Here is a 19,079-nt window from a genome sequence, read left to right as displayed (position 1 = left end):
TGGGCCGTCAACCACGGCCCCAGGTGATACGACTCCAGGAAACCCCCCTGTAAAGGGCATACCCCCAGTAGGGGTTTCCTGGAAACGCAAAAGCCCGGGGACTGCAAACTGCGCTGTCCCCGGGCAAATTGACGCAGGTCTTACTTGACTTCGACCTTGGCGCCAGCTTCTTCCAGCTTCTTCTTGGCGGCTTCGGCGTCAGCCTTGGCCACAGCTTCCTTGACGGGCTTCGGAGCGCCGTCGACCAGGTCCTTGGCTTCCTTCAGACCCAGACCGGTCAGCTCGCGCACGGCCTTGATGACGCTGACCTTGTTGGCGCCGGCGTCGGTCAGGACGACGGTGAACTCGGTTTGCTCTTCAGCGGCGGCGGCAGCGCCACCAGCGGCGGGAGCAGCGACAGCGACAGCGGCGGCAGCAGCCGACACGCCGAACTTCTCTTCCATTTCCTTGATCAGCTCGGACAGCTCGAGCACGGTCATGCCAGCGATGGCGTCAAGGATTTCAGCTTTGTTAAGTGCCATTTTTCAGAACTCCAAATATTTTGGTAATGCCAGGGTTTGGGTGTCGCTCGGTCGTTCAGCGAATTCCGTGAAGGCAGGCGATTAAGCCGCAGCCTTCTGGTCGCGCACGGCGGCGAGGCCACGGGCGAACTTGGTCGGAACTTCGTTGAGCGTACGCACGAATTGCGCGATGGGGGCTTGCATGGTGCCCAGCAGCTTCGACAGCAACTCTTCGCGCGAGGGCATGGTGGCCAGGGCCTTCACGCCGTCTTGGTTCAGCAGGCTGTTGGGCAGAGCGCCCGCCTTGATGACCAGCTTGTCGTTGCTTTTCGCGAAACCTGCGAGGACCTTGGCCGCCGAAACCGGATCAGCGCTGATGCCATAGATCAGCGGACCGGTCAGTTGCTCAGCCAACGGCTCGAAAGCCGTGCCGGCAACAGCACGACGGGCCAGCGAGTTCTTCAGAACACGCAGATACACGCCCGATTCACGCGCAGTTTTGCGCAGTACGGTGACAGAGGCGACGTCCAGACCACGGTACTCAGCGATAACAATCGATTGGGCCTTGGCGACTTCCGCCGAGACTTCCTCGATCACCACCGCTTTCTCTTGACGATTGAGACTCACGGTTTGAACACTCCATCAAAAGACGCCTGGGGCCTGAGCCTTGCGCGTCAACCGAATGCGGCGCCTGGTCGAGTTCTTCGTGTAAAGAAATCTTCCTGGGGACGCCGTCTACGCTGGATCCGAACCTTACGGGCATCGGTATTAAGCGGAGGGGTCCGGTACTGCTTGAACCACCCTGCTCCAGCGGTCTTTGACAGCAACATCCGGAGGAATCCGGATGCAGCCCAAAGTACGTTTACAGCTATCGGCTTAGTTGGCCGACAGCGAGGCAATTTCCACGCGCGCACCGCCGCCCATCGTGGACGAAACGGCCAGCTTGCGCAGGTAAATGCCCTTGGCAGCTGCGGGACGAGCCTTTTGCAGGGCGTCGACCAGAGCGGCCAGGTTGGTTTGCAGCTGTTCCACGCCGAACGACGCGCGGCCGATCGTTGCGTGGATGATGCCAGCCTTGTCGGTGCGGTACTGAACCTGACCGGCCTTGGCGTTCTTGACAGCGGTAGCGACGTCCGGGGTCACGGTGCCGACCTTCGGGTTCGGCATCAGGCCACGGGGACCCAGGATCTGACCCAGGGCACCCACGACACGCATCGTGTCGGGCGAGGCGATGACCACGTCGAAGTCCATTTGACCGGCCTTGATCTGGTCAGCCAGGTCGTCCAGACCGACGATGTCGGCGCCAGCGGCCTTGGCGGCTTCAGCCTTGTCGCCTTGGGCGAACACGGCCACGCGGACCGACTTGCCGGTGCCGGCGGGCAGAACGACCGAGCCGCGAACCAGTTGGTCCGACTTCTTCGGGTCGATGCCGAGTTGCACGGCCACGTCAATGGATTCATTGAACTTGGCGACGGCGGTTTCCTTGACCAGGGTCAGGGCTTCAGCGACCGGGTACAGCTTGGTGCGGTCGATCTTCTGCGCAATGGCGGCGGCGCGCTTGGACAGTTTTGCCATGATTAGATCCCCTCAACCGTGATGCCCATGCTGCGGGCGCTGCCAGCGATCGTACGCACGGCGGCGTCCAGATCAGCGGCGGTCAGATCGGGGCCCTTGGCCTTGGCGATCTCTTCAGCTTGAGCGCGGGTCAGCGTGCCGACCTTGTCGGTATGCGGCTTGGACGAACCCTTTTGCACGCCGGCGGCCTTCTTGATGAGGACCGTCGCGGGCGGGGTCTTCATGATGAAGGTGAAGCTCTTGTCGGCGAAGGCGGTGATCACCACCGGAATCGGCAGACCAGGCTCCATGCCTTGGGTCTTGGCGTTGAACGCCTTGCAGAATTCCATGATGTTCAGGCCACGCTGACCCAGGGCCGGGCCAATCGGGGGGGAGGGGTTAGCCTTACCAGCCGGCACTTGCAGCTTGATAAAGCCGACGATCTTCTTCGCCATGCTTTGCTCCTTGCGGGTTATATCGCTCCTGGGCGTTCAGGCCTGGGAGCTCCCCGGGGGTTGAAATTAGGTCTTTTCGACCTGACTGAAATCGAGTTCGACGGGCGTGGCGCGACCAAAAATGGTGACAGACACGCGAACCTTGCTCTTTTCGTAATTGACTTCTTCGACGTTGCCGTTGAAGTCTGCAAACGGACCTTCCTTGACCCGAACCATCTCGCCCACTTCGAACAGGATCTTGGGGCGGGGTTTCTCGACGCCCTCTTCCATCTGGGAGAGGATCTTCTCGACTTCCTTTTCGGAAATCGGGGTCGGACGGTTGCCCGAGCCACCCAAAAAGCCGGTGACGCGGTTGGTGTTCTTGACCAGGTGCCACGTTTCGTCGGTCAAGTCCATTTCAACCAGGACATAACCGGGGAAAATGCGGCGCTCGGTGATCGACTTCTGGCCACCCTTGACCTCGACGACTTCCTCGGAGGGCACAAGAATGCGGCCAAAAGACGTTTGCAGGCCCGCGCGCTCGATGCGCTCGTTCAGGGCCTTGTGTACGCTTTTTTCCATGCCGGAGTACACATGGACGACATACCAACGCTTACTCATTCGCCGTCCTTATTTCCAGCCCAACAACAGGCCGTAAAGAATCCATTCGATGCCCTTGTCGAGCACCCACATGAAAAGGCCCATGACCGCCACAAACGCGAAAACGATACCCGTCATCTGGGTCGTTTCCTTGCGCGTGGGCCACGAGACACGCTTGACTTCGTTGTAGGACTCGCTGGCGAAGCTCAGGGTGCGGCGGCCGGGTTCGCTGAACCAGGCGATCACGGCTGCGATCACAAGGCCGCCGACGAATACGCCGATACGTGCAGGCATCGGTTGCGCGCTGAGCACGGAAAACCCGACGATGCCAGCAATAACGACAAGAACCGCCAGCCCGAGCTTCACCCGGTCGGCGGTACTGGTTACGGTTTCTACGCTGGTATTAGACATATTGCGACGCGAGCCGCCGTGAATGCGTAACTCGCGATGATCTCCCGCGGGTTTATCCTGGCGGTGGCAGGGGCAGTAGGAATCGAACCTACAACCTTCGGTTTTGGAGACCGACGCTCTGCCAATTGAGCTATGCCCCTAAAACACTACACTTGCACTACACAGCTGCTTCCGCCTTACATGCAACAACTTGCGGAACCATACATCATACTACTTTTACAGCAAAGATGGATAGAGGGACTTGAGAGTCCACTCTACCCATCCGGGTATTGCTTACTTCAGGATCTTGGCGACGACGCCGGCGCCGACGGTACGACCGCCTTCACGGATGGCGAAACGCAGACCTTCTTCCATGGCGATCGGAGCCAACAGCTTGACCGTCATGGCCACGTTGTCGCCCGGCAGAACCATTTCCTTGTCGGCCGGCAGTTCGATCGTGCCCGTCACGTCCGTCGTGCGGAAGTAGAACTGGGGACGATAGCCTTGGAAGAACGGGGTGTGACGGCCGCCTTCTTCCTTGGACAGGATGTACACCTCGGACGTGAAGTCCGTGTGCGGGGTGATCGAGCCCGGCTTGGCCAGAACTTGGCCGCGCTGGACGTCTTCACGCTTGGTGCCGCGCAGCAGGATGCCCACGTTGTCGCCGGCTTGACCTTGGTCCAGCAGCTTGCGGAACATTTCCACGCCCGTGCAGGTCGTCTTGACCGTCGGAACGATACCGACGATTTCGAGTTCTTCGCCGACCTTGATCACGCCGCGTTCGATACGGCCGGTCACCACGGTGCCGCGACCCGAGATCGAGAACACGTCTTCAACCGGCATCAGGAACGTGCCGTCCACGGCGCGCTCGGGCGTCGGGATGTACGAATCCAGCGCAGCGGCCAGAGCCATGATGGCCTGTTCGCCCAGTTCGCCCTTGTCGCCTTCCAGCGCCAGCTTGGCCGAACCCTTCACGATCGGGGTGTCGTCGCCCGGGAAGTCGTACTTCGACAGCAGTTCGCGGACTTCCATTTCCACCAGCTCGAGCAGCTCGGCGTCGTCAACCATGTCGGCCTTGTTCAGGAAGACGATGATGTACGGCACGCCAACCTGGCGCGACAGCAGGATGTGTTCGCGGGTTTGCGGCATCGGGCCGTCAGCGGCCGACACGACCAGGATCGCGCCGTCCATTTGCGCGGCGCCCGTGATCATGTTCTTCACATAGTCAGCGTGGCCCGGGCAGTCAACGTGCGCGTAGTGACGCGCTTCCGTTTCGTACTCGACGTGAGCCGTGTTGATCGTGATGCCGCGAGCCTTTTCTTCAGGAGTCGCGTCGATCTGGTCGTAGCCCTTGGCTTCGCCGCCGAACTTGTTCGACAGAACGGTCGTGATGGCCGCCGTCAACGTCGTTTTGCCGTGGTCAACGTGACCAATCGTACCCACGTTCACGTGCGGCTTGGTACGTTCAAACTTGCCTTTTGCCATGGCTGACTCCTGACCTGGATTGCGCTTCTGACTGAAGAAGAGAGAAATTAGTGGTGCCCATGGCGCGGATCGAACGCGCGACCTCTCCCTTACCAAGGGAGTGCTCTACCACTGAGCCACATGGGCAAATAAATCTTGGAGCGGGTGAAGGGAATCGAACCCTCGTCGTAAGCTTGGAAGGCTTCTGCTCTACCATTGAGCTACACCCGCGGCATACCCTTTCACCTTCTCTTTCCCAAACCTTTTTCAATCCGAAGCCCGGGAGAGCCTTACAACCTTCTTTGCGAAGGCTGCTCAGCTTTCTGGGCTTCACATTGTAAATCCAGGCAAACCGCGCCTGGATTTAGGTGTGGGTCTCTGGTGGAGGAGGTTGGATTCGAACCAACGTAGGCGCAAGGCCAACAGATTTACAGTCTGCCCCCTTTAACCACTCGGGCACTCCTCCACAGGAGAATTCGAGATTATGAACACTTTCAAATCCGCTGTCAAACGCTTGGGACGAAATATTCAAAATTCTTCTTCAACCACCGCAGCGTTTCCGCGCAGAGGGGGCGAAGCTTACAGGTTTCCGCGAATTGCTGCACGAAAAAGATCGGAATACTGCTCAGGGGTGTAGTTGACGGGGTTGGTGCCGGCCGATGGATCCTCGGCCGCCATGCGCCCCACCCGCTCGGCCTGGGCGTCGTCGATGCCGATTTCTGCCAGGGTGTGGGGGATGCCCACGGTCTCGCGCAGACGCAACACCCAGTCCAGCACCGCCCCCGGGCCGGACTCCGGCAGATCCAGGTAGCGCGCCAAGGCCTGCAGCCGCGGCGCCACCGCGTGTTCGTTGGCTTTCAGCACGTACGGCATGAGGATTGCGTTGAGCATGCCGTGATGCGCGTCGTACAGCGCGCCCAACGGATGCGCCAGCGCATGCATGGCGCCCAGCCCGCGCTGGAACGCCGTCGCGCCCATGCTGGACGCCACCAGCATCTGCAGCCGCGCCTGCAAATCGCTGCCGTTGGCGACGGCCTGCGGCAAGTATTCCTTGACCAGGCGCATGCCTTCGATCGCGATGCCCGCCGCCATGGGATGGAAGAAAGGCGAACAGTAGGCTTCGAGATTATGCGACAGCGCGTCCATTCCGGTCGCCGCCGTTATCTTGGGCGGCAGGCCGACAGTGAGCTCGGGGTCCAGGATCACCACGGCAGGCAGCATGCGCGCGTGGAAGATGATGCGCTTGACCTCGGCGGCCTCGTCGGTGATGACGGAAGCGCGCCCTACTTCGGAACCCGTGCCCGCGGTGGTCGGCACGGCCACCACCGGGGCCATGCCCGCGACGTCGACGCGCAGGTAGTTGTCGCCGACATCCTCGAAATCCCATAATGGCCGCCGCTGCCCGGCCATCAGCGCGATGGCCTTGGCGGCATCCAGCGCGGAGCCGCCGCCGAATGCGATCACGCCATCATGGCGGCCTTGCCGATAGGCTTGCACGCCATCGTCCACATTACGGCCCGTGGGATTGCCTTTGATCTCGTGGAACAGGCCGCATTCCAGCCCTTCCTGGCGGCACGCTCGCACGGCCTGCGTCACCATCGGCAAGGCAGCAAGCCCGGGATCCGTCACAAGCAGAGGTCGCTTCATGCCCAGGCCGCGGCATAGCTCGGGCAGTTCCTTGATGCGGCCGGGGCCGGCCTTGATGGCGGTGGGATAGTTCCAATTAACACTGGGCACGGTCATGGCGGGTTTCCTGATGGCGTCGTGTCAGACGCTGCGCAGATGGAAGGATTTGGCTTGGGTGAGCTGCTCGTAGCCCACGACAGACAAGGAGACGCCGCGGCCGGAGTTCTTCACGCCGGTCCAAGCCAGCGCGGGATCCAGGTAATCGCAACGGTTCATGAAGAACGTACCCGCCTGCACCTGGCGGCCTATATGCAGGGCCGCATCCTGGTCCTGCGTAAAAGCCGCCGCCGTCAGGCCGTAGGGACTGTCGTTCATCAGGCCGACCGCCTCCTCGTCGCTGTCCACCGCCATGATGCCGACAGCGGGACCGAAGCATTCATCACTCATGATGCGCATGCGATGATCGACCTGCGTCAGCAGCGCCGGCGCGACGTAAGGCGAGCCTATGCTCGCTTCCTTAAAATACGAGCTATCAATCATATTTCTGGCGCCGGCGGAAACCGCAGCCCCGATGATGTCGCGGATCTCGGCGGCGGCTTTTGCGCGCACCACCGGCCCCAGCGTTGTTTCGGCGTGCAGCGGATTCCCCAGCACGTAGCTGCGGGTCAATTCGACCGCACGCTCGACGAACTCGTCGTACCGCGCACGCGCCACATAGATGCGCTGGATGCCGCAGCAGGATTGGCCTGAATTAAAAAAGGCGCCGTCCACCAACGTCTCGACCGCATGGTCGATCTTCGCGTCCTCGCGCACATAGGCTGGATCATTGCCACCCAGCTCCAGGCCGACGCCGATGAACCTCCCCGCCGCGCTTTCCTCCACGACATGCCCGCCGCGCACCGAACCGGTAAACGAGACGTAGCCAATCTCCGGCGCGCGGATCAGCCTGCGCACGATGTCATGGTTGGCATGCAGGTACTGGAACACGCCCTTGGGCGCGCCGGCTTTCTGGAATGCGCGTTCGATCAGTTCCGCGCACAGGGGCGTCTGGTCGGAATGCTTGAGAATGACGGTATTGCCGGCCATCAGCGCGGGCACGATGCTGTTCACCGCCGTCAGCAAGGGATAGTTCCACGGCGCAATGGTCAGCGCCACGCCTATGGGTTCGCGGCTGATGAAGCGCGTGAATCCCGCCATTTCCGCAACCTGGATGGGCGCCAGCGCCTCACCCGCGATCGCGATCATGTGGCGCGCGCGGGCCTCGAAGCCCGCCACCTCTCCGGGCGTATAGCGCAGCGGCCGGCCCATCTGGATGGTAATGGCGCGCGCGATCTCGTCCTTCGCGGCGACGAAGCGGTCGACGGCCTCGGACACGATGCGCCCCCGCTCCTGCACGCCCAGTGCCTGCCACGCGCCCTGCGCGGCTTGGGCGTCGGCGAGCGCCTGTGCGATCTGCGCCTCGCTGGCGTAGGGACGGCGCACGACCTCGCGCCCGTCGATGGGACTGATGGTGATGAGTTCCTGGGTCATGTCTGCCCTGCGCAAGCGGTGTGGTTTGGATTCAGATGATTTCGAAGTAGCGCGCCAGTTCCCAGTCGGTCACGTGGCGGCGGAACTGCCGTTCTTCCCATTCACGCGTCGCCGCGTAATGTTCGACGAAGGCATCGCCAAACAGATGGCGCGCGGCCTCGGATTCGCGCAGCCGCTGCGCGGCCTCCCAGAGCGTGGTGGGCAAGCGCAGATGTGCCGGGAACTGCTGCGTATAGGCGTTGCCCTGCACCATCGGCTCGGGTTCCAGGCCCTGCTCAATGCCATACAGGCCCGAAGCCAGGGCGGCGGACAAGGCCAGATAGGGATTGGCATCGGCCGATCCGATGCGCACCTCGACGCGCTGCGATTTGTCGCTGCCTGGAATCAGCCGCAGCGCAGTGGTGCGGTTTTCCATGCCCCAGGTCGCATCCAGCGGCGCCCAGTACCCGGGTACCAGGCGCGAATAGCTGTTGATGGTCTGCGCATACATGGCCATGAATTCCGGCAGGTAGCGCTGCACACCGGCCATGAAGGAAGCTTGCGTCGCGCTCATGCCGTGCGGCCGGGATTCGTCGTAAAAGGCCGAACGGTTGGTCTTGTGGTCGCGTAGCGACAGATGGATGTGTCCGCTCTGGCCGGGATGATCATGCGACCATTTCGCCATGAAGGTCGCCATCAGCCCGTTCTGCTGCGCCAACGCCTTGGTGAAAGTCTTGAAGAGAAAGGCCTTGTCGCCCGCGGCCGCGGCCAGGTCCACTGCCAGGGCCGCTTCCAGCACGCCCGGCCCGGTCTCGGTGTGCAGGCCTTCGATGGGCATGTCCATGCGTTCGCACATGTCCAGGAGCTTGCGGTAGAAGTCGCCTTCGACCGTGCTGCGCAGCACCGAGTAGCCGAAATTTCCCGGCGTCCAGTTCTCCATGTTGCGGTAGTTCTTGGCGCGCACCGAGTGCGGCGTTTCGCGGAACATGAAGAACTCGTACTCCAGCGCGGCATAGACGTCATAGCCCATGCCCGCGGCCCGGTCCAGCGTCCGGTGCAACAACCGCCGCGGACAGATGGCGCCCGCGTCGCCTTCGAATTCCGCCAGGAACAGCAGCATGTCTTCGCCGCCCGGTCCCTGCTCCAGCGGCAGCCGGCGGCCGCTTTGCGGGATGATCCTGAGCTTGGCATCCGGATAGGCCGTGTGCCAACCCGTGTACTTGGTGTTGTCGTACAGCTGGTCGTCCAGGTCCCAGCCGAACACCACGTCGCAGAACGCCAGCCCCGAGCGCAGCGCGCCCAGGAATTTGTCGCGCCGCAAGTACTTTCCCAGCATGACGCCATCGACGTCGGACAAACCTACCTTGATGTGCGAGAGCTGGCTGGCTTGCACCAGCCGCTCCGCGTCTTCCACCGTTGCTACCCCTAGTGCATGCATGCTCTTTCACCTTGTGACTGAAGCGTTGCGTTGGACTGCGGGCGGGCGGCGCGGCGTTCAGGTCATGGCCGCCCCCAGCACCCGCATCGCCTGGCGATGCAGCTGCGGCGTGGCGGCCGCGACGACGCGGCCCTGCGATTCGAGACTGAGCGGCTGCCCCGACCAATCGGTAATGACGCCGCCCGCCCCTTCGATCACGGGCATCAGCGCCAGATAGTCATACGGCTGCAGGCCGGACTCGACCACCAGGTCGACGTGTCCGCTCGCCAGGAGGCCGTAGCTGTAGCAATCGCCGCCGTAACGGCGCATGCGCGCGGCCTGCGTCAGCGCCTCGAAGGCGGCCAACTCGGCGCCGGCAAAGATGTCGGGTGAAGTGGCGTACAGCACGGCCTGGCGCAGTTCGGCGCAAGCGCTGGTGCGGCAGGCGGCGCCGTTCAGTTGCGCGGCCACGCCGGCCGCGCCGACCCAGCGCTCGTCCAGCATGGGTATGTCGATTACGCCGAGCACAGGCTTGCCCCGATGCAGCAGCGCCAGCAGCGTGCCCCACAACGGGTTGCCGGAAATGAAGGCGCGCGTGCCGTCGATGGGGTCCAGCGACCACACGAATTCGGCTTCGGCATGCGAGGCGCCAAACTCTTCTCCAAAGATGCCGTGCTCGGGATAATGCTGGGCGATGGCCTCGCGCAAGGCGGCCTCGACCTCACGGTCGGCCTGCGTGACCGGGCTTTCGTCCGCCTTGGTGTCCACGTCCAGCGGATGCCGGAACCACTTGCGCGACAAGGGGCGGACGCGGTCCGCCAGCGTTTGGGCGAACGAGGAGTACGCGGCCAGCTGCTGCGCGGATAACGGCGGTGAAGTTTGCATCGATGAGCTCCAGGCGTGGCGCGGGAGGATGCGCCTACGCCAAAAAAAACCCTTGAATACTGGTTTTTCCAGTCTAGACACGTTGCCACAAATTTGCAAACATACATAAAACTGCAACTTGCCGGATTTGTTGCAGAAGGCTGTCCAACTACGTAGCTCGCCACCGTTGCCGTGTATTCCAACCGGAGTTCCATCATGCAATGTATGAAGAAGCTTAGCCTTGTGGTTGCAGTAATTTCCCTAGGTTGGACGCAGGCCCACGCCGGCGCCATCACCGTCTACACCGCCCTCGAAGAAGATGAAATCGCGGCCTATCTGAAAGCCGCCAACGCCGCCATGCCGGACGTGAAGGTCAACGTGCTGCGGCTGTCCACCGGCGATCTGGGCGCGCGCCTGATCGCCGAGGCCTCCAACCCGCAGCAGGACGTGATCTGGGGCTTCGCCGTCAGCAACATGCTGGATCCGCGCCTGCAAAACCTGCTGGAGCCGTATGCGGCCAAGGGCATGGACGCCCTGCCCGCGCAGTACAAGGGCGCCGACCAGAAGTGGTTCGCCGCCACCGGCTACGTAGCCGCATTCTGTGTAAACACGGACAGGCTCAAGTCCAAGAATCTGCCCATGCCGACCTCCTGGGAAGACCTGACCAAGCCGGTCTACAAGGGCGAGATAGTTATCCCCAGCCCTGCCGCCTCGGGTACCGGCTATCTGCAGATCGTCGCGCTGCTGCAGGGTATGGGCAAGGAGAAAGGCTGGGCGCTGCTCAAGGACCTGGACAAGAATGTGGCCCAGTACACGCCGTCCGGTTCGCGCCCCTGCAAGATGGCGCGCGCCGGCGAGTACGCCATCGGCGTGTCCTTCGCCTTCCCCGCCATGCAGTCCATCGAGGAAGGATTCCCCATCAAGATGGTGATTCCATCCAAATGGGTGGGCTACGAACTGGAAGCCTCGGGGCTGATGAAAACGGCCAAGAATCCCACCGACGCCAAACGCTTCCTCGATTGGACGCTGTCGGCGCAGGCCGGCGGCCTGTACAGCAAGTACAAGGAACTGGTGACCATCCCCGGCGCCACACCCAACAAGGCCGCCGAAGCCGCCGGCCTGCCCAAGGACCTGACCGCCGTGCTGTATCCCGTGGACTTCCCCAAGTCGGCCGCGGAGCGGGACGCCACCATTAAGACCTGGCAGGAAACCATCAAGCGTTGACGGTGCCGCGGCCGGCGCAAAGCCGGCCGCAGCCTGTCCTGGAGACGCCATGTATCTGGAATTGCGCGGAATCCGCAAGACGTTCGATGCGTCGGTAGCGCTGCAAGACATCGACCTGTCCGTGGGCGAACATGAATTCGTCTGCCTGCTGGGCCCCAGCGGCTGCGGCAAAACCACCCTGCTGCGCATCGTGGCGGGCTTGCTGCCCTTTGACCGCGGCACCATCACGCTGGGCGGGCGCGACCTGAGCGCGCTGCCGGCGCGCAAGCGCGGCTTCGGCATCGTGTTCCAGTCGTATTCCCTGTTCCCCAACATGACCGTGGCGCAAAACGTGGGTTACGGCCTGCGCATCCGCGGCGAATCGCGCGAACGCATCGGCGCGCGCGTAAAGGAACTGCTGACGCTGATCAAACTGCCCGAACATGCGGAGCGCTATCCGCACCAGTTGTCCGGCGGCCAGCAGCAGCGCGTGGCGCTGGCGCGCGCGCTGGCGGTGGATCCGGCGCTGATCCTGCTCGACGAACCCCTGTCCGCGCTGGACGCGCGCGTACGCACCGACATGCGCGCCGAGATCCACGACGTGCAGCGGCGCCTGAAAATTCCCACTGTCATGGTCACGCACGATCAGGAGGAAGCGCTGACGCTGGCCGACAAGATCGTGTGCATGAACGACGGCCGCATCGAGCAGGTGGGCTCGCCTTCCGATCTGTACCTGCGCCCGCGCACCCGCTTTGTGGCGAACTTCGTGGGCCTGAGCAATCTGCTGCCCACCGACTGGGTGCGCGAGGCCATGCCCCAACTGCTGGCGACGCGGCCCGAGGGCGCCAGCGAGCGCTACGAGGCCTGCCTGCGGCCCGAGAACCTGCGCATCGCGGCGGACGAACACGGCCCGGGCCGCGTGCAGGACATGACGTTCATGGGCAACCTCACCCGCCTGCGCATCGCCTGGCAGGGACGCGAACTGCTGGTGGAACAACATGGCGCCGCGGGCCTGTCGCGCGGCGCCCCCGTGCGGCTGGACATGGAGCCGGGCCAGTGCGCCTGGGTCAGTGTATGACGGATCGCACCACGCAAACCGGGGCCGCCGCTTGAGCGCCGCCCACGCCAGCCCGGCCATCGCGGCGCCAACCGGCCGCGCCCCCTGGTCCGCCGACCGTGTGCTGCTATGGAGCTGCGTCGGCATCCCTCTGGCGGGCCTGGCGCTGTTCTTCCTCTATCCGCTGGCGACTGTAGCGTGGCGCAGCCTGGTCGAGAAGGACGGCTCGGTCGGCCTGGGCAACTATGCCGAGGTCTTCGCCACGCGCGGCGTGCTCACCGCCACGCTCAACAGCCTGGTCATGAGCACCGCCACCACGGTGGTCAGCGTCGCGCTGGGCTTTGCCATCGCCTACGGCCTGGATCGCAGCTGCATGCGCGGCAAGGCCGCCGTGCGGCTGGCGCTGGTGCTGCCGCTGCTGGCGCCTTCGCTGGTGCAGGGCCTGGGGCTCATCTTCCTGCTGGGCCGCAACGGGCTGGTACATCGCTGGACAGGCTGGGAAATAGATATCTACGGCTTCTGGGGCCTGTTGATCTCCAACGTGTTCTACGCCCTGCCCCAGGCCGTGCTGATCCTGCAGGCGGCCTTGCGCAACATGGATGCGCGCTACTACGACGCGGCCGAAGTGATGGGCGCGTCCGGCTCGCGCCAGTTCCTCGACATCACCCTGCCCAACTGCAAGTTCGGCTTGCTGAGCGCGGCCTTCGTGGTGTTCGTCATCACCATTACCGACTTCGGCAACGCCGCCGTGATCGGCGGCAACTACCGGGTGCTGGCCACCGAGATCTACAGCCAGGTATCCGGGCAGATGAACTTCGGCATGGGCTCGGTGGTCGGCATCCTGCTGCTGCTGCCATCGCTGATTTCGGTGCAGATCGAACGCGTCGCCTCGCAGCGCCAGTTCGGCTCGGCCTCGCCCAGCGGATTGCGGGTCACGCCGCAACCGGCTCGCGGGCGCGATGCGGCGTTCACCGCCGGCGTGTTGCTGGCCAGCGGCACCATCATCCTGACCGTGGCCACGGTGATCTTCGCCAGCTTCATGCGGCTGTGGCCCTATCGCATGGAATGGACGCTGAAGCATTACGACATCACAGTCAGCGGCGGCTACACACCACTCTGGACGTCGCTGTACCTCTCGCTAGCGGCGGCAGGCGGCGGCGTGCTGCTGCTGTTCTTCCTGAGCTTCGGGGTGTGCCGCATTCCGCGCGCGTGGGCCAAGCTGGTGTACCTGGTCTCGGTGCTGCCGGTGGGCGTTCCCGGCCTGGTGCTGGGCTTGTCGTACATCTTCGCCTTCAACGCTCCCGGCACGCCGTTGTATGCGCTGTACGGCAGCGCCGCGCTGATTGCCTTGTGCAACTTCTACCATTACCACACGCAGGGTTTCCTGACGATGATGACCGGCATGCGCGCCGTGCCGCAAGCGCTGGAGGAGGCTGTCAGCTGCCTGGGCGGCGGCACGCTGCGGGTGCTGCGCGACGCCGTGCTGCCGCTGATCGGCCCGACCGTGCTGGGCGTATTCTTCTTCCTGTTCATGCGGTCCATGGTGACGCTGTCGGCGGTGATCTTCCTGGTCACGCCATCCGTGAGCGTGGCGCCCGTTTCCGTCCTGCGCCTGGACGAAGCGGGGTTCGTCTCGCAGGCTGCCGCCTATTCAACCCTTATCATGCTGGTCGTGGGAGGCTCCCTGCTGGCATTGCGCGCGCTGATCGCCGCAGCCGCGCGGCGCCGGACATAGATTAGGAAACATCGGACATGTGGCAAGAAGAGCGGTATCAGAGAATCCGCGCCCTGCTGTCTTCATTGCAGCAGGTATCGACCGACCGTATCGTCGGCGAACTAGGGGTTTCAAGGGAGACAGTCAGGCGTGACCTGCTGGAATTGGAGGCCATGGGCGAATTGCGCCGGGTGCACGGCGGCGCCGTGCCGGTGCACAGCGAACCGCCCATCGCGGAACGCGTGCATACCCGCGTCAAGTACAAGCGCGCCATCGCGCGCGCGGCCGCAGGGCTGGTATCCAGCGGACAGACCCTGTTCCTGGACGCTGGCAGCACCACCAGCGTGCTGGCCGACGAGCTGGCCAAGCTGTCGGGCCTGACCGTCATCACCAACTCGTTTGACGTCGCCTTGAAGGTGGGCGCGGCCGGCAACGGCGCAAACCAGCTGATCATGCTGGGCGGCTCCGTGGGCGGCCCGGTGTGCGCCACGGCCGGCGACATCACGATCGCCGAGATCCACCGCTATCGCGCGGATCTGGCGCTGCTGTCGCCGGTCGGCGTGGACGCCGAATTCGGCGCCACCAACTATGACCTGCGCGAGGCCGAAGTGGCGCGCGCGATGGCGGCCAGCGCCAAGCAGCTGGTACTGCTGGCCGACTTCAGCAAGATCGGCCTGTGCAGCCGCGTGTCGTACTGCAGCGCGGACCGCATCGACCATCTGGTCACCAACACCAGCGCGCAGAAGTCACCCGCCTACGCCGCCCTGAAATCCGCCGTAGGCAAGATCGTGGCGGTGTAGCGCAATCATCGACTTGCGCATCAGTCCAGCGACACGCCCGCAGTCTTCACCATGTCGGCCCAATACACAGTGTCTTCCTGCAATCGCGTCTTGAACGCGGCGGGCTGGCTGCCCACCGCCCAGCTGCCGCCGCTGTTGATCTTGGCGATCACCGCGGGCGATTTCATCGCCTGCCCCACCGCTTGCGCCAGGTAGGCAATGCGCTCGGGCGGCGTGCCGGCGGGCGCGAACAGTCCATACCAATCATCGGCGGTAATGCCTTCCATGCCCGCCTGCTTGAGCGTGGGCGCCCCCTTGAAGATGCCGATGCTGTTCTCGTGGCTGAGCGCCAGAATGCGCAGCTTGCCGGCGGCGACCATGGGTTCGGCCGACGCCGGTGAAGTTATCAACATGTCCACCGTGCCGCCCATGAGGTCGGTGATGGCGGGCGCGGCGCCTCGATAAGGCACGTGCACCAGCTTCACGTCGGCCTTCTGCGATAGCAGCGCCCCCATCAGATGGCTCATGGTGCCATTGCCGGGCGTCGCGTAGGTTATCGCGCCGGGCTGCTTGCGCGCGGCTTCCAGATAATCGTTCAGCGTGCGGTACGGGCTCTCGCTGCGCGCCACCAGCACCAGCGGCGCCGAAGTGATCTGCGAGATGGGCGTGAAGTCCTTGACCGGGTCAAAGCCCACGTTCTTGTACAGGCGCGGATTGACGGCCATGACGCTGGTCTGCGACATCACCAGGGTATAGCCGTCGGGCTTGGCGCGCGCCACTTGCGCCGTGCCGACGTTGCCGCCCGCGCCCGAACGGTTTTCCACCACCACGCTCTGGCCCGTGATGGCGCCCAGTTCCTGCGCGATCAGGCGCGCGACACCATCGTTGCCGCCTCCCGGAGGAAACGGCGACACGACCGTGATGGCCTGCTTGGGATAGTCGGGTAACGGCGCGGGCGCCTCGGCGTGGGCAACGGTCCCCCACAGCAGACCGGCCAGCGCCGCGGCTGCGGCCTTGCGTACGTGCGATGCATGATGCTTCATCTGAGTTCCCCTTGTGATTGGCGGCCGCATACTCGGCCGTCCTTTGCATTCCGGTTCGGCATGAACCGTCCGCACCCCGGCCGCAAGGGCCGGGGCGTACTTTTCGGATTGAAGCGTCTGCTGTGCCGCGGGCGCCGGGTCGGGCGGGCGCGGCGGGTCCGGGATCAGCGGGCCGGAAAGCGGTAGCCCGCCAATTCACGTTCGTCGATCTGCTTGACCAGATTGGTCTCCCAGGCCAGGTACTGGCGCGCGGCGGCCTTGTTGCCGTCGTGGCGGTCATGCACGAAAAACAGATAGTCGATGCAGTCGGCGTTCGCAGGCTCGGCCGGCGTGGCCGCCAATGCGATGCCCTGCGCGGCCCAGCCAGAGGGGTCGCCGGTGTTGCCCTGGATGTCTTGCACGCCCAGCGCCCGCAAGTCCTGTGCTGCCCAGGCGGCCAGGGCCGCGTCCTCGGCCAGCAACACCACGGGACGCGCGGCATCCAGGTGCAGACTGGCCAGGCGCGGGCGGATGGACCAGCGTGCGCCTGCGATATGGCCGGCGCGATAGCGCATGCTGGGACGAAGATCGACCAGCTGCGCGCCCTGCGCAAGCGCGGCTGCAAGTTGCGCATCGCCCAGCAGGGGCAATTGCGGCGCCAGCGTCTTTTCCACAGGGTTCTCCAGCTGCGCCTGCAAGCCTTCGCGCAACACGCTGGCGTCCCAGCCCATCTGCCGCAGCCAGCTGGCGACCACTGGCGCGCGCACGCCTTCGGCGTCGAACACGACGATACGCGCGCCGCGCACGGCCAGGTACTGGTCGGTGGCCTGGATCAACTGGCCGCCCGGTGTGTGCTGCGCACCGGGCAGCGAGCCTTGCGCGTACTCTTCGGCGCTGCGCACATCGCACAGGAAGGTGCTGCGGGTCTGGTCGCGCAACCAGGCTTGCACCTCTTCCGCACCGACCACCGGCACGCCATGACTTTCTGCCAATCGCAAGGAACGCTGTGCCAGCGCGGGCAGGTCCTGCGGTGCAACGCCATCGTCGTAGCGGCGCCGTGCGCCGTGTTCGAGCTGCAGATCCTCGAGGTACCAGCCTTGCGTGCCGTTCTCCAACGCGTAGACAGGGTTGGGCACGCCCAGATTGATCAGCGTCTGCGCCCCGATGATGCTGCGCGTGCGGCCGGCGCAGTTCACCACAATGGTGGTCTGCGGATTGCTCGCCAGCGTATGGGCGCGCAGCGCCAGTTCGCCATTGGGGCAGCAGATGCCGCCCGGGATGCTCATCTTCTGGTATTCCGCGTAAGGCCTGCCGTCCAGCACGATCAGGTCGTCGCCGCGGCGCTGGCGTTCGGCCAGGTCGCGCGCGCCGATGCGGGGGGTGTGGAAAACTTCTTCGGCCAGTTCACCGAAGGTTTTGCTGGGCACGTTCACGCCTGCGAAGATGGCATAGCCGTCGCGCTGCCATTGCGCAATGCCGCCGCTCAGACGATGCACGTTGCGGTATCCGAGCGCGGCCAGGGCCTGTGCGGCACGCGTCGCCGTGTCATCAGCGCCGCCGTCGTCGTAGAGCGCGATGCGCACATCGCGCCGCGGCGCCAGGCGCACGATATCGACTTCCAGCCGGCTGTAGGGCACGGGCGCGGCGTAGAACAGATGCCCCTCGCCATATTGGCCGTGCTCACGCACGTCCAGCAGCGCGATTTCCGCGTCATCATGGAGCCATTGCTTGAGCGTGTGCGGATCAATGTCGATGACGGGCTGGTCTTGGGTGGGGTGCATCATGGTATTCAGGGAAGACGGAGAAAGTTGGGATAGCGCTTGATCGAGGTCGGCGATGAGGTCGTCGGGATCCTCCAGGCCCACATGCAGGCGCAGCATGGCGCCGCGCGGCTTGGGATCCGGCAGGGACCGCGCCGCGCCCAGATTGACGGGTATCACCAGGCTTTCGAAGCCGCCCCACGATGCGCCGATGCCGAACAGCCGCAGGCTGTTGATAAGTCGCTCGACAGCGTCGATGCCGGCCGCGGCGGCGAACTCCACCGTCAAGAGGCCATTCGCGCCGCTGCAATCGCGCAGCCACAACGCATGGGAAGGATCGCCGGGCAGGGCCGGACATAGAACGCACGCCACCTCGGGGCGGCCCAACAGGAAGTCCGCCACGCGCATGGCGCTGCGGGCGTGCTGCGCCATGCGCAAGGGCAGCGTGCGCATGCCGCGCAGCACCAGATACGCGTCATCGGCACCAACGGTCTGCCCCAGGTCCACGGTGGCGCGCTCCAGCGCATTCCAGGCGCGCGCGTTGGTGATCGCAGCGCCCATCATCACGTCGGCGTGCCCGCCCAGATACTTGGTGGCCGCCAGGATGGAGATGTCGGCGCCCAGCGTAAGGGGTTTGTGCAGCAATCCGGAGGCCCAGGTGTTATCCACAGCCAGCCAGCAATCATGGGCACGGGCCAACGCGGCCAGCGCCGGCAGATCCGGCATCTCATAAGTCAACGAGCCCGGCGATTCCGCATAGATCATGCGGGTTTCAGGACGGATGAGCGCTTCGATGCCAGCGCCGTCAGGCCGGTAGTACGTGTACGCGATGCCCAGCCGCGCCAGATGTTCCGCGCAGAAGCGGCGCACGGGCTCGTACACCGCATCCGTGATCAGCACGTGGTCCCCGGCGCGCAGGTAGGCCAGCAGCACGGTGGCGATGGCGGCCTGTCCGGTGGGATATAGCTTGGCGCGATAGCCCTCTTCCAGCTCCACCAACGCGTCTTCAAGCGCATGCGTGCTATCGGTGCCGCGCGCGCCGTAGGACGGCAGGCGCTCCTGGTCGCGGCGGCTGCGCGTGTCGCGCCACGCCTGCACGCTGTCGAAGACAAGTGCTGGCGCGCGTGACGGGCGTATTGACCCAGCCGCGATGAGGGCGGCCGGCGCGCAACAGGCGCGTGGCGGA

17 protein-coding genes, 4 tRNA genes and 1 pseudogene are annotated in these 19,079 nt (G+C 64.3%); 4 read left to right on the top strand and 18 right to left on the bottom strand.

The window, feature by feature from the left end; all coding sequences use genetic code 11:
- Positions 1-140: 140 nt before the first annotated feature.
- The 15 genes from rplL to hisN all read right to left on the bottom strand — a co-directional run bounded on the left by rplL (position 141) and on the right by hisN (position 10,379).
- Positions 141-521, bottom strand: coding sequence for a 50S ribosomal protein L7/L12 (gene rplL / locus ACM1PE_RS29240; RefSeq protein ID WP_042795892.1), 381 nt, complete (start codon positions 519-521; stop codon positions 141-143).
- Positions 522-602: 81 nt separating this feature from the next.
- Positions 603-1,127, bottom strand: coding sequence for a 50S ribosomal protein L10 (gene rplJ / locus ACM1PE_RS29235; RefSeq protein WP_013397032.1), 525 nt, complete (start codon positions 1,125-1,127; stop codon positions 603-605).
- Positions 1,128-1,376: 249 nt separating this feature from the next.
- Positions 1,377-2,075 (bottom strand): 50S ribosomal protein L1, encoded by a 699-nt coding sequence (rplA, locus tag ACM1PE_RS29230; RefSeq protein WP_054459364.1) that lies wholly within the window; start codon positions 2,073-2,075, stop codon positions 1,377-1,379.
- A gap of 2 nt (positions 2,076-2,077) precedes the next feature.
- Entirely contained in the window at positions 2,078-2,509 is a 432-nt protein-coding gene (gene rplK / locus ACM1PE_RS29225) for a 50S ribosomal protein L11 (RefSeq protein ID WP_006389587.1), read from the bottom strand.
- Between the two features lie 66 nt (positions 2,510-2,575).
- Complete coding sequence (nusG, locus tag ACM1PE_RS29220) at positions 2,576-3,109, bottom strand: transcription termination/antitermination protein NusG (RefSeq protein WP_006389586.1); 534 nt, start codon at positions 3,107-3,109, stop codon at positions 2,576-2,578.
- A 9-nt stretch (positions 3,110-3,118) separates the two neighbouring features.
- Positions 3,119-3,499: a preprotein translocase subunit SecE gene (gene secE, locus ACM1PE_RS29215; protein WP_054459362.1), complete on the bottom strand. Its 381-nt coding sequence runs from the start codon at positions 3,497-3,499 to the stop codon at positions 3,119-3,121.
- 64 nt (positions 3,500-3,563) lie between these two features.
- Positions 3,564-3,639, bottom strand: a tRNA-Trp gene (locus tag ACM1PE_RS29210).
- Positions 3,640-3,772: 133 nt separating this feature from the next.
- The gene (gene tuf, locus ACM1PE_RS29205; protein WP_119449751.1) at positions 3,773-4,963 is read right to left on the bottom strand and encodes an elongation factor Tu; all 1,191 of its coding nucleotides are present in this window, start codon (positions 4,961-4,963) and stop codon (positions 3,773-3,775) included.
- Positions 4,964-5,014: 51 nt separating this feature from the next.
- Positions 5,015-5,089: transfer RNA gene (locus tag ACM1PE_RS29200), tRNA-Thr, on the bottom strand.
- A 10-nt stretch (positions 5,090-5,099) separates the two neighbouring features.
- Positions 5,100-5,173, bottom strand: a tRNA-Gly gene (locus tag ACM1PE_RS29195).
- Between the two features lie 148 nt (positions 5,174-5,321).
- Positions 5,322-5,408: transfer RNA gene (locus tag ACM1PE_RS29190), tRNA-Tyr, on the bottom strand.
- Between the two features lie 113 nt (positions 5,409-5,521).
- Positions 5,522-6,685, bottom strand: a complete 1,164-nt coding sequence (locus tag ACM1PE_RS29185) for an iron-containing alcohol dehydrogenase (protein ID WP_419341855.1) — start codon at positions 6,683-6,685, stop codon at positions 5,522-5,524.
- Between the two features lie 24 nt (positions 6,686-6,709).
- Positions 6,710-8,098, bottom strand: a complete 1,389-nt coding sequence (locus ACM1PE_RS29180; protein ID WP_419341854.1) for an aldehyde dehydrogenase family protein — start codon at positions 8,096-8,098, stop codon at positions 6,710-6,712.
- 31 nt (positions 8,099-8,129) lie between these two features.
- Entirely contained in the window at positions 8,130-9,515 is a 1,386-nt protein-coding gene (locus ACM1PE_RS29175; RefSeq protein ID WP_059376233.1) for a glutamine synthetase, read from the bottom strand.
- A gap of 57 nt (positions 9,516-9,572) precedes the next feature.
- Positions 9,573-10,379: a histidinol-phosphatase gene (gene hisN, locus ACM1PE_RS29170; RefSeq protein WP_059376235.1), complete on the bottom strand. Its 807-nt coding sequence runs from the start codon at positions 10,377-10,379 to the stop codon at positions 9,573-9,575.
- Between the two features lie 195 nt (positions 10,380-10,574).
- On the opposite strand from hisN, the gene ACM1PE_RS29165 reads away from it, so the two are divergent.
- Genes ACM1PE_RS29165 through ACM1PE_RS29150 form a run of 4 tightly spaced genes read left to right on the top strand, consistent with a single transcriptional unit; the run spans position 10,575 to position 15,132 of the window.
- Positions 10,575-11,582, top strand: a complete 1,008-nt coding sequence (locus ACM1PE_RS29165; protein WP_119449757.1) for an ABC transporter substrate-binding protein — start codon at positions 10,575-10,577, stop codon at positions 11,580-11,582.
- A gap of 49 nt (positions 11,583-11,631) precedes the next feature.
- Positions 11,632-12,639: an ABC transporter ATP-binding protein gene (locus ACM1PE_RS29160; RefSeq protein ID WP_251878360.1), complete on the top strand. Its 1,008-nt coding sequence runs from the start codon at positions 11,632-11,634 to the stop codon at positions 12,637-12,639.
- Between the two features lie 31 nt (positions 12,640-12,670).
- The gene (locus ACM1PE_RS29155) at positions 12,671-14,353 is read left to right on the top strand and encodes an ABC transporter permease subunit (protein ID WP_059376239.1); all 1,683 of its coding nucleotides are present in this window, start codon (positions 12,671-12,673) and stop codon (positions 14,351-14,353) included.
- A gap of 17 nt (positions 14,354-14,370) precedes the next feature.
- Positions 14,371-15,132, top strand: a complete 762-nt coding sequence (locus ACM1PE_RS29150; protein WP_059376242.1) for a DeoR/GlpR family DNA-binding transcription regulator — start codon at positions 14,371-14,373, stop codon at positions 15,130-15,132.
- A 20-nt stretch (positions 15,133-15,152) separates the two neighbouring features.
- Here the strand turns inward: ACM1PE_RS29150 and ACM1PE_RS29145 are convergent, their stop codons facing one another.
- The 3 genes and pseudogenes from ACM1PE_RS29145 to ACM1PE_RS29135 form a co-directional block, all read right to left on the bottom strand.
- Positions 15,153-16,154 carry a Bug family tripartite tricarboxylate transporter substrate binding protein gene (locus tag ACM1PE_RS29145; RefSeq protein WP_118932719.1) on the bottom strand — a complete coding sequence of 334 codons (1,002 nt, stop codon included), beginning with the start codon at positions 16,152-16,154 and terminating at the stop codon, positions 15,153-15,155.
- 164 nt (positions 16,155-16,318) lie between these two features.
- A complete protein-coding gene (locus ACM1PE_RS29140) occupies positions 16,319-17,917 on the bottom strand; it encodes a rhodanese-like domain-containing protein (protein WP_419343868.1) in 1,599 nt (532 codons plus the stop codon).
- An 87-nt stretch (positions 17,918-18,004) separates the two neighbouring features.
- Positions 18,005-18,991 (bottom strand): annotated as a pseudogene (locus ACM1PE_RS29135) (trans-sulfuration enzyme family protein); the annotation flags it as partial.
- Between the last annotated feature and the right edge of the window lie 88 nt (positions 18,992-19,079).

Origin of the sequence: Achromobacter sp. PD1 (assembly GCF_048541815.1) — a bacterium.
Lineage (GTDB): Bacteria > Pseudomonadota > Gammaproteobacteria > Burkholderiales > Burkholderiaceae_B > Achromobacter > Achromobacter bronchisepticus_A.
This window is presented reverse-complemented; position numbering and strand designations above follow the sequence as displayed.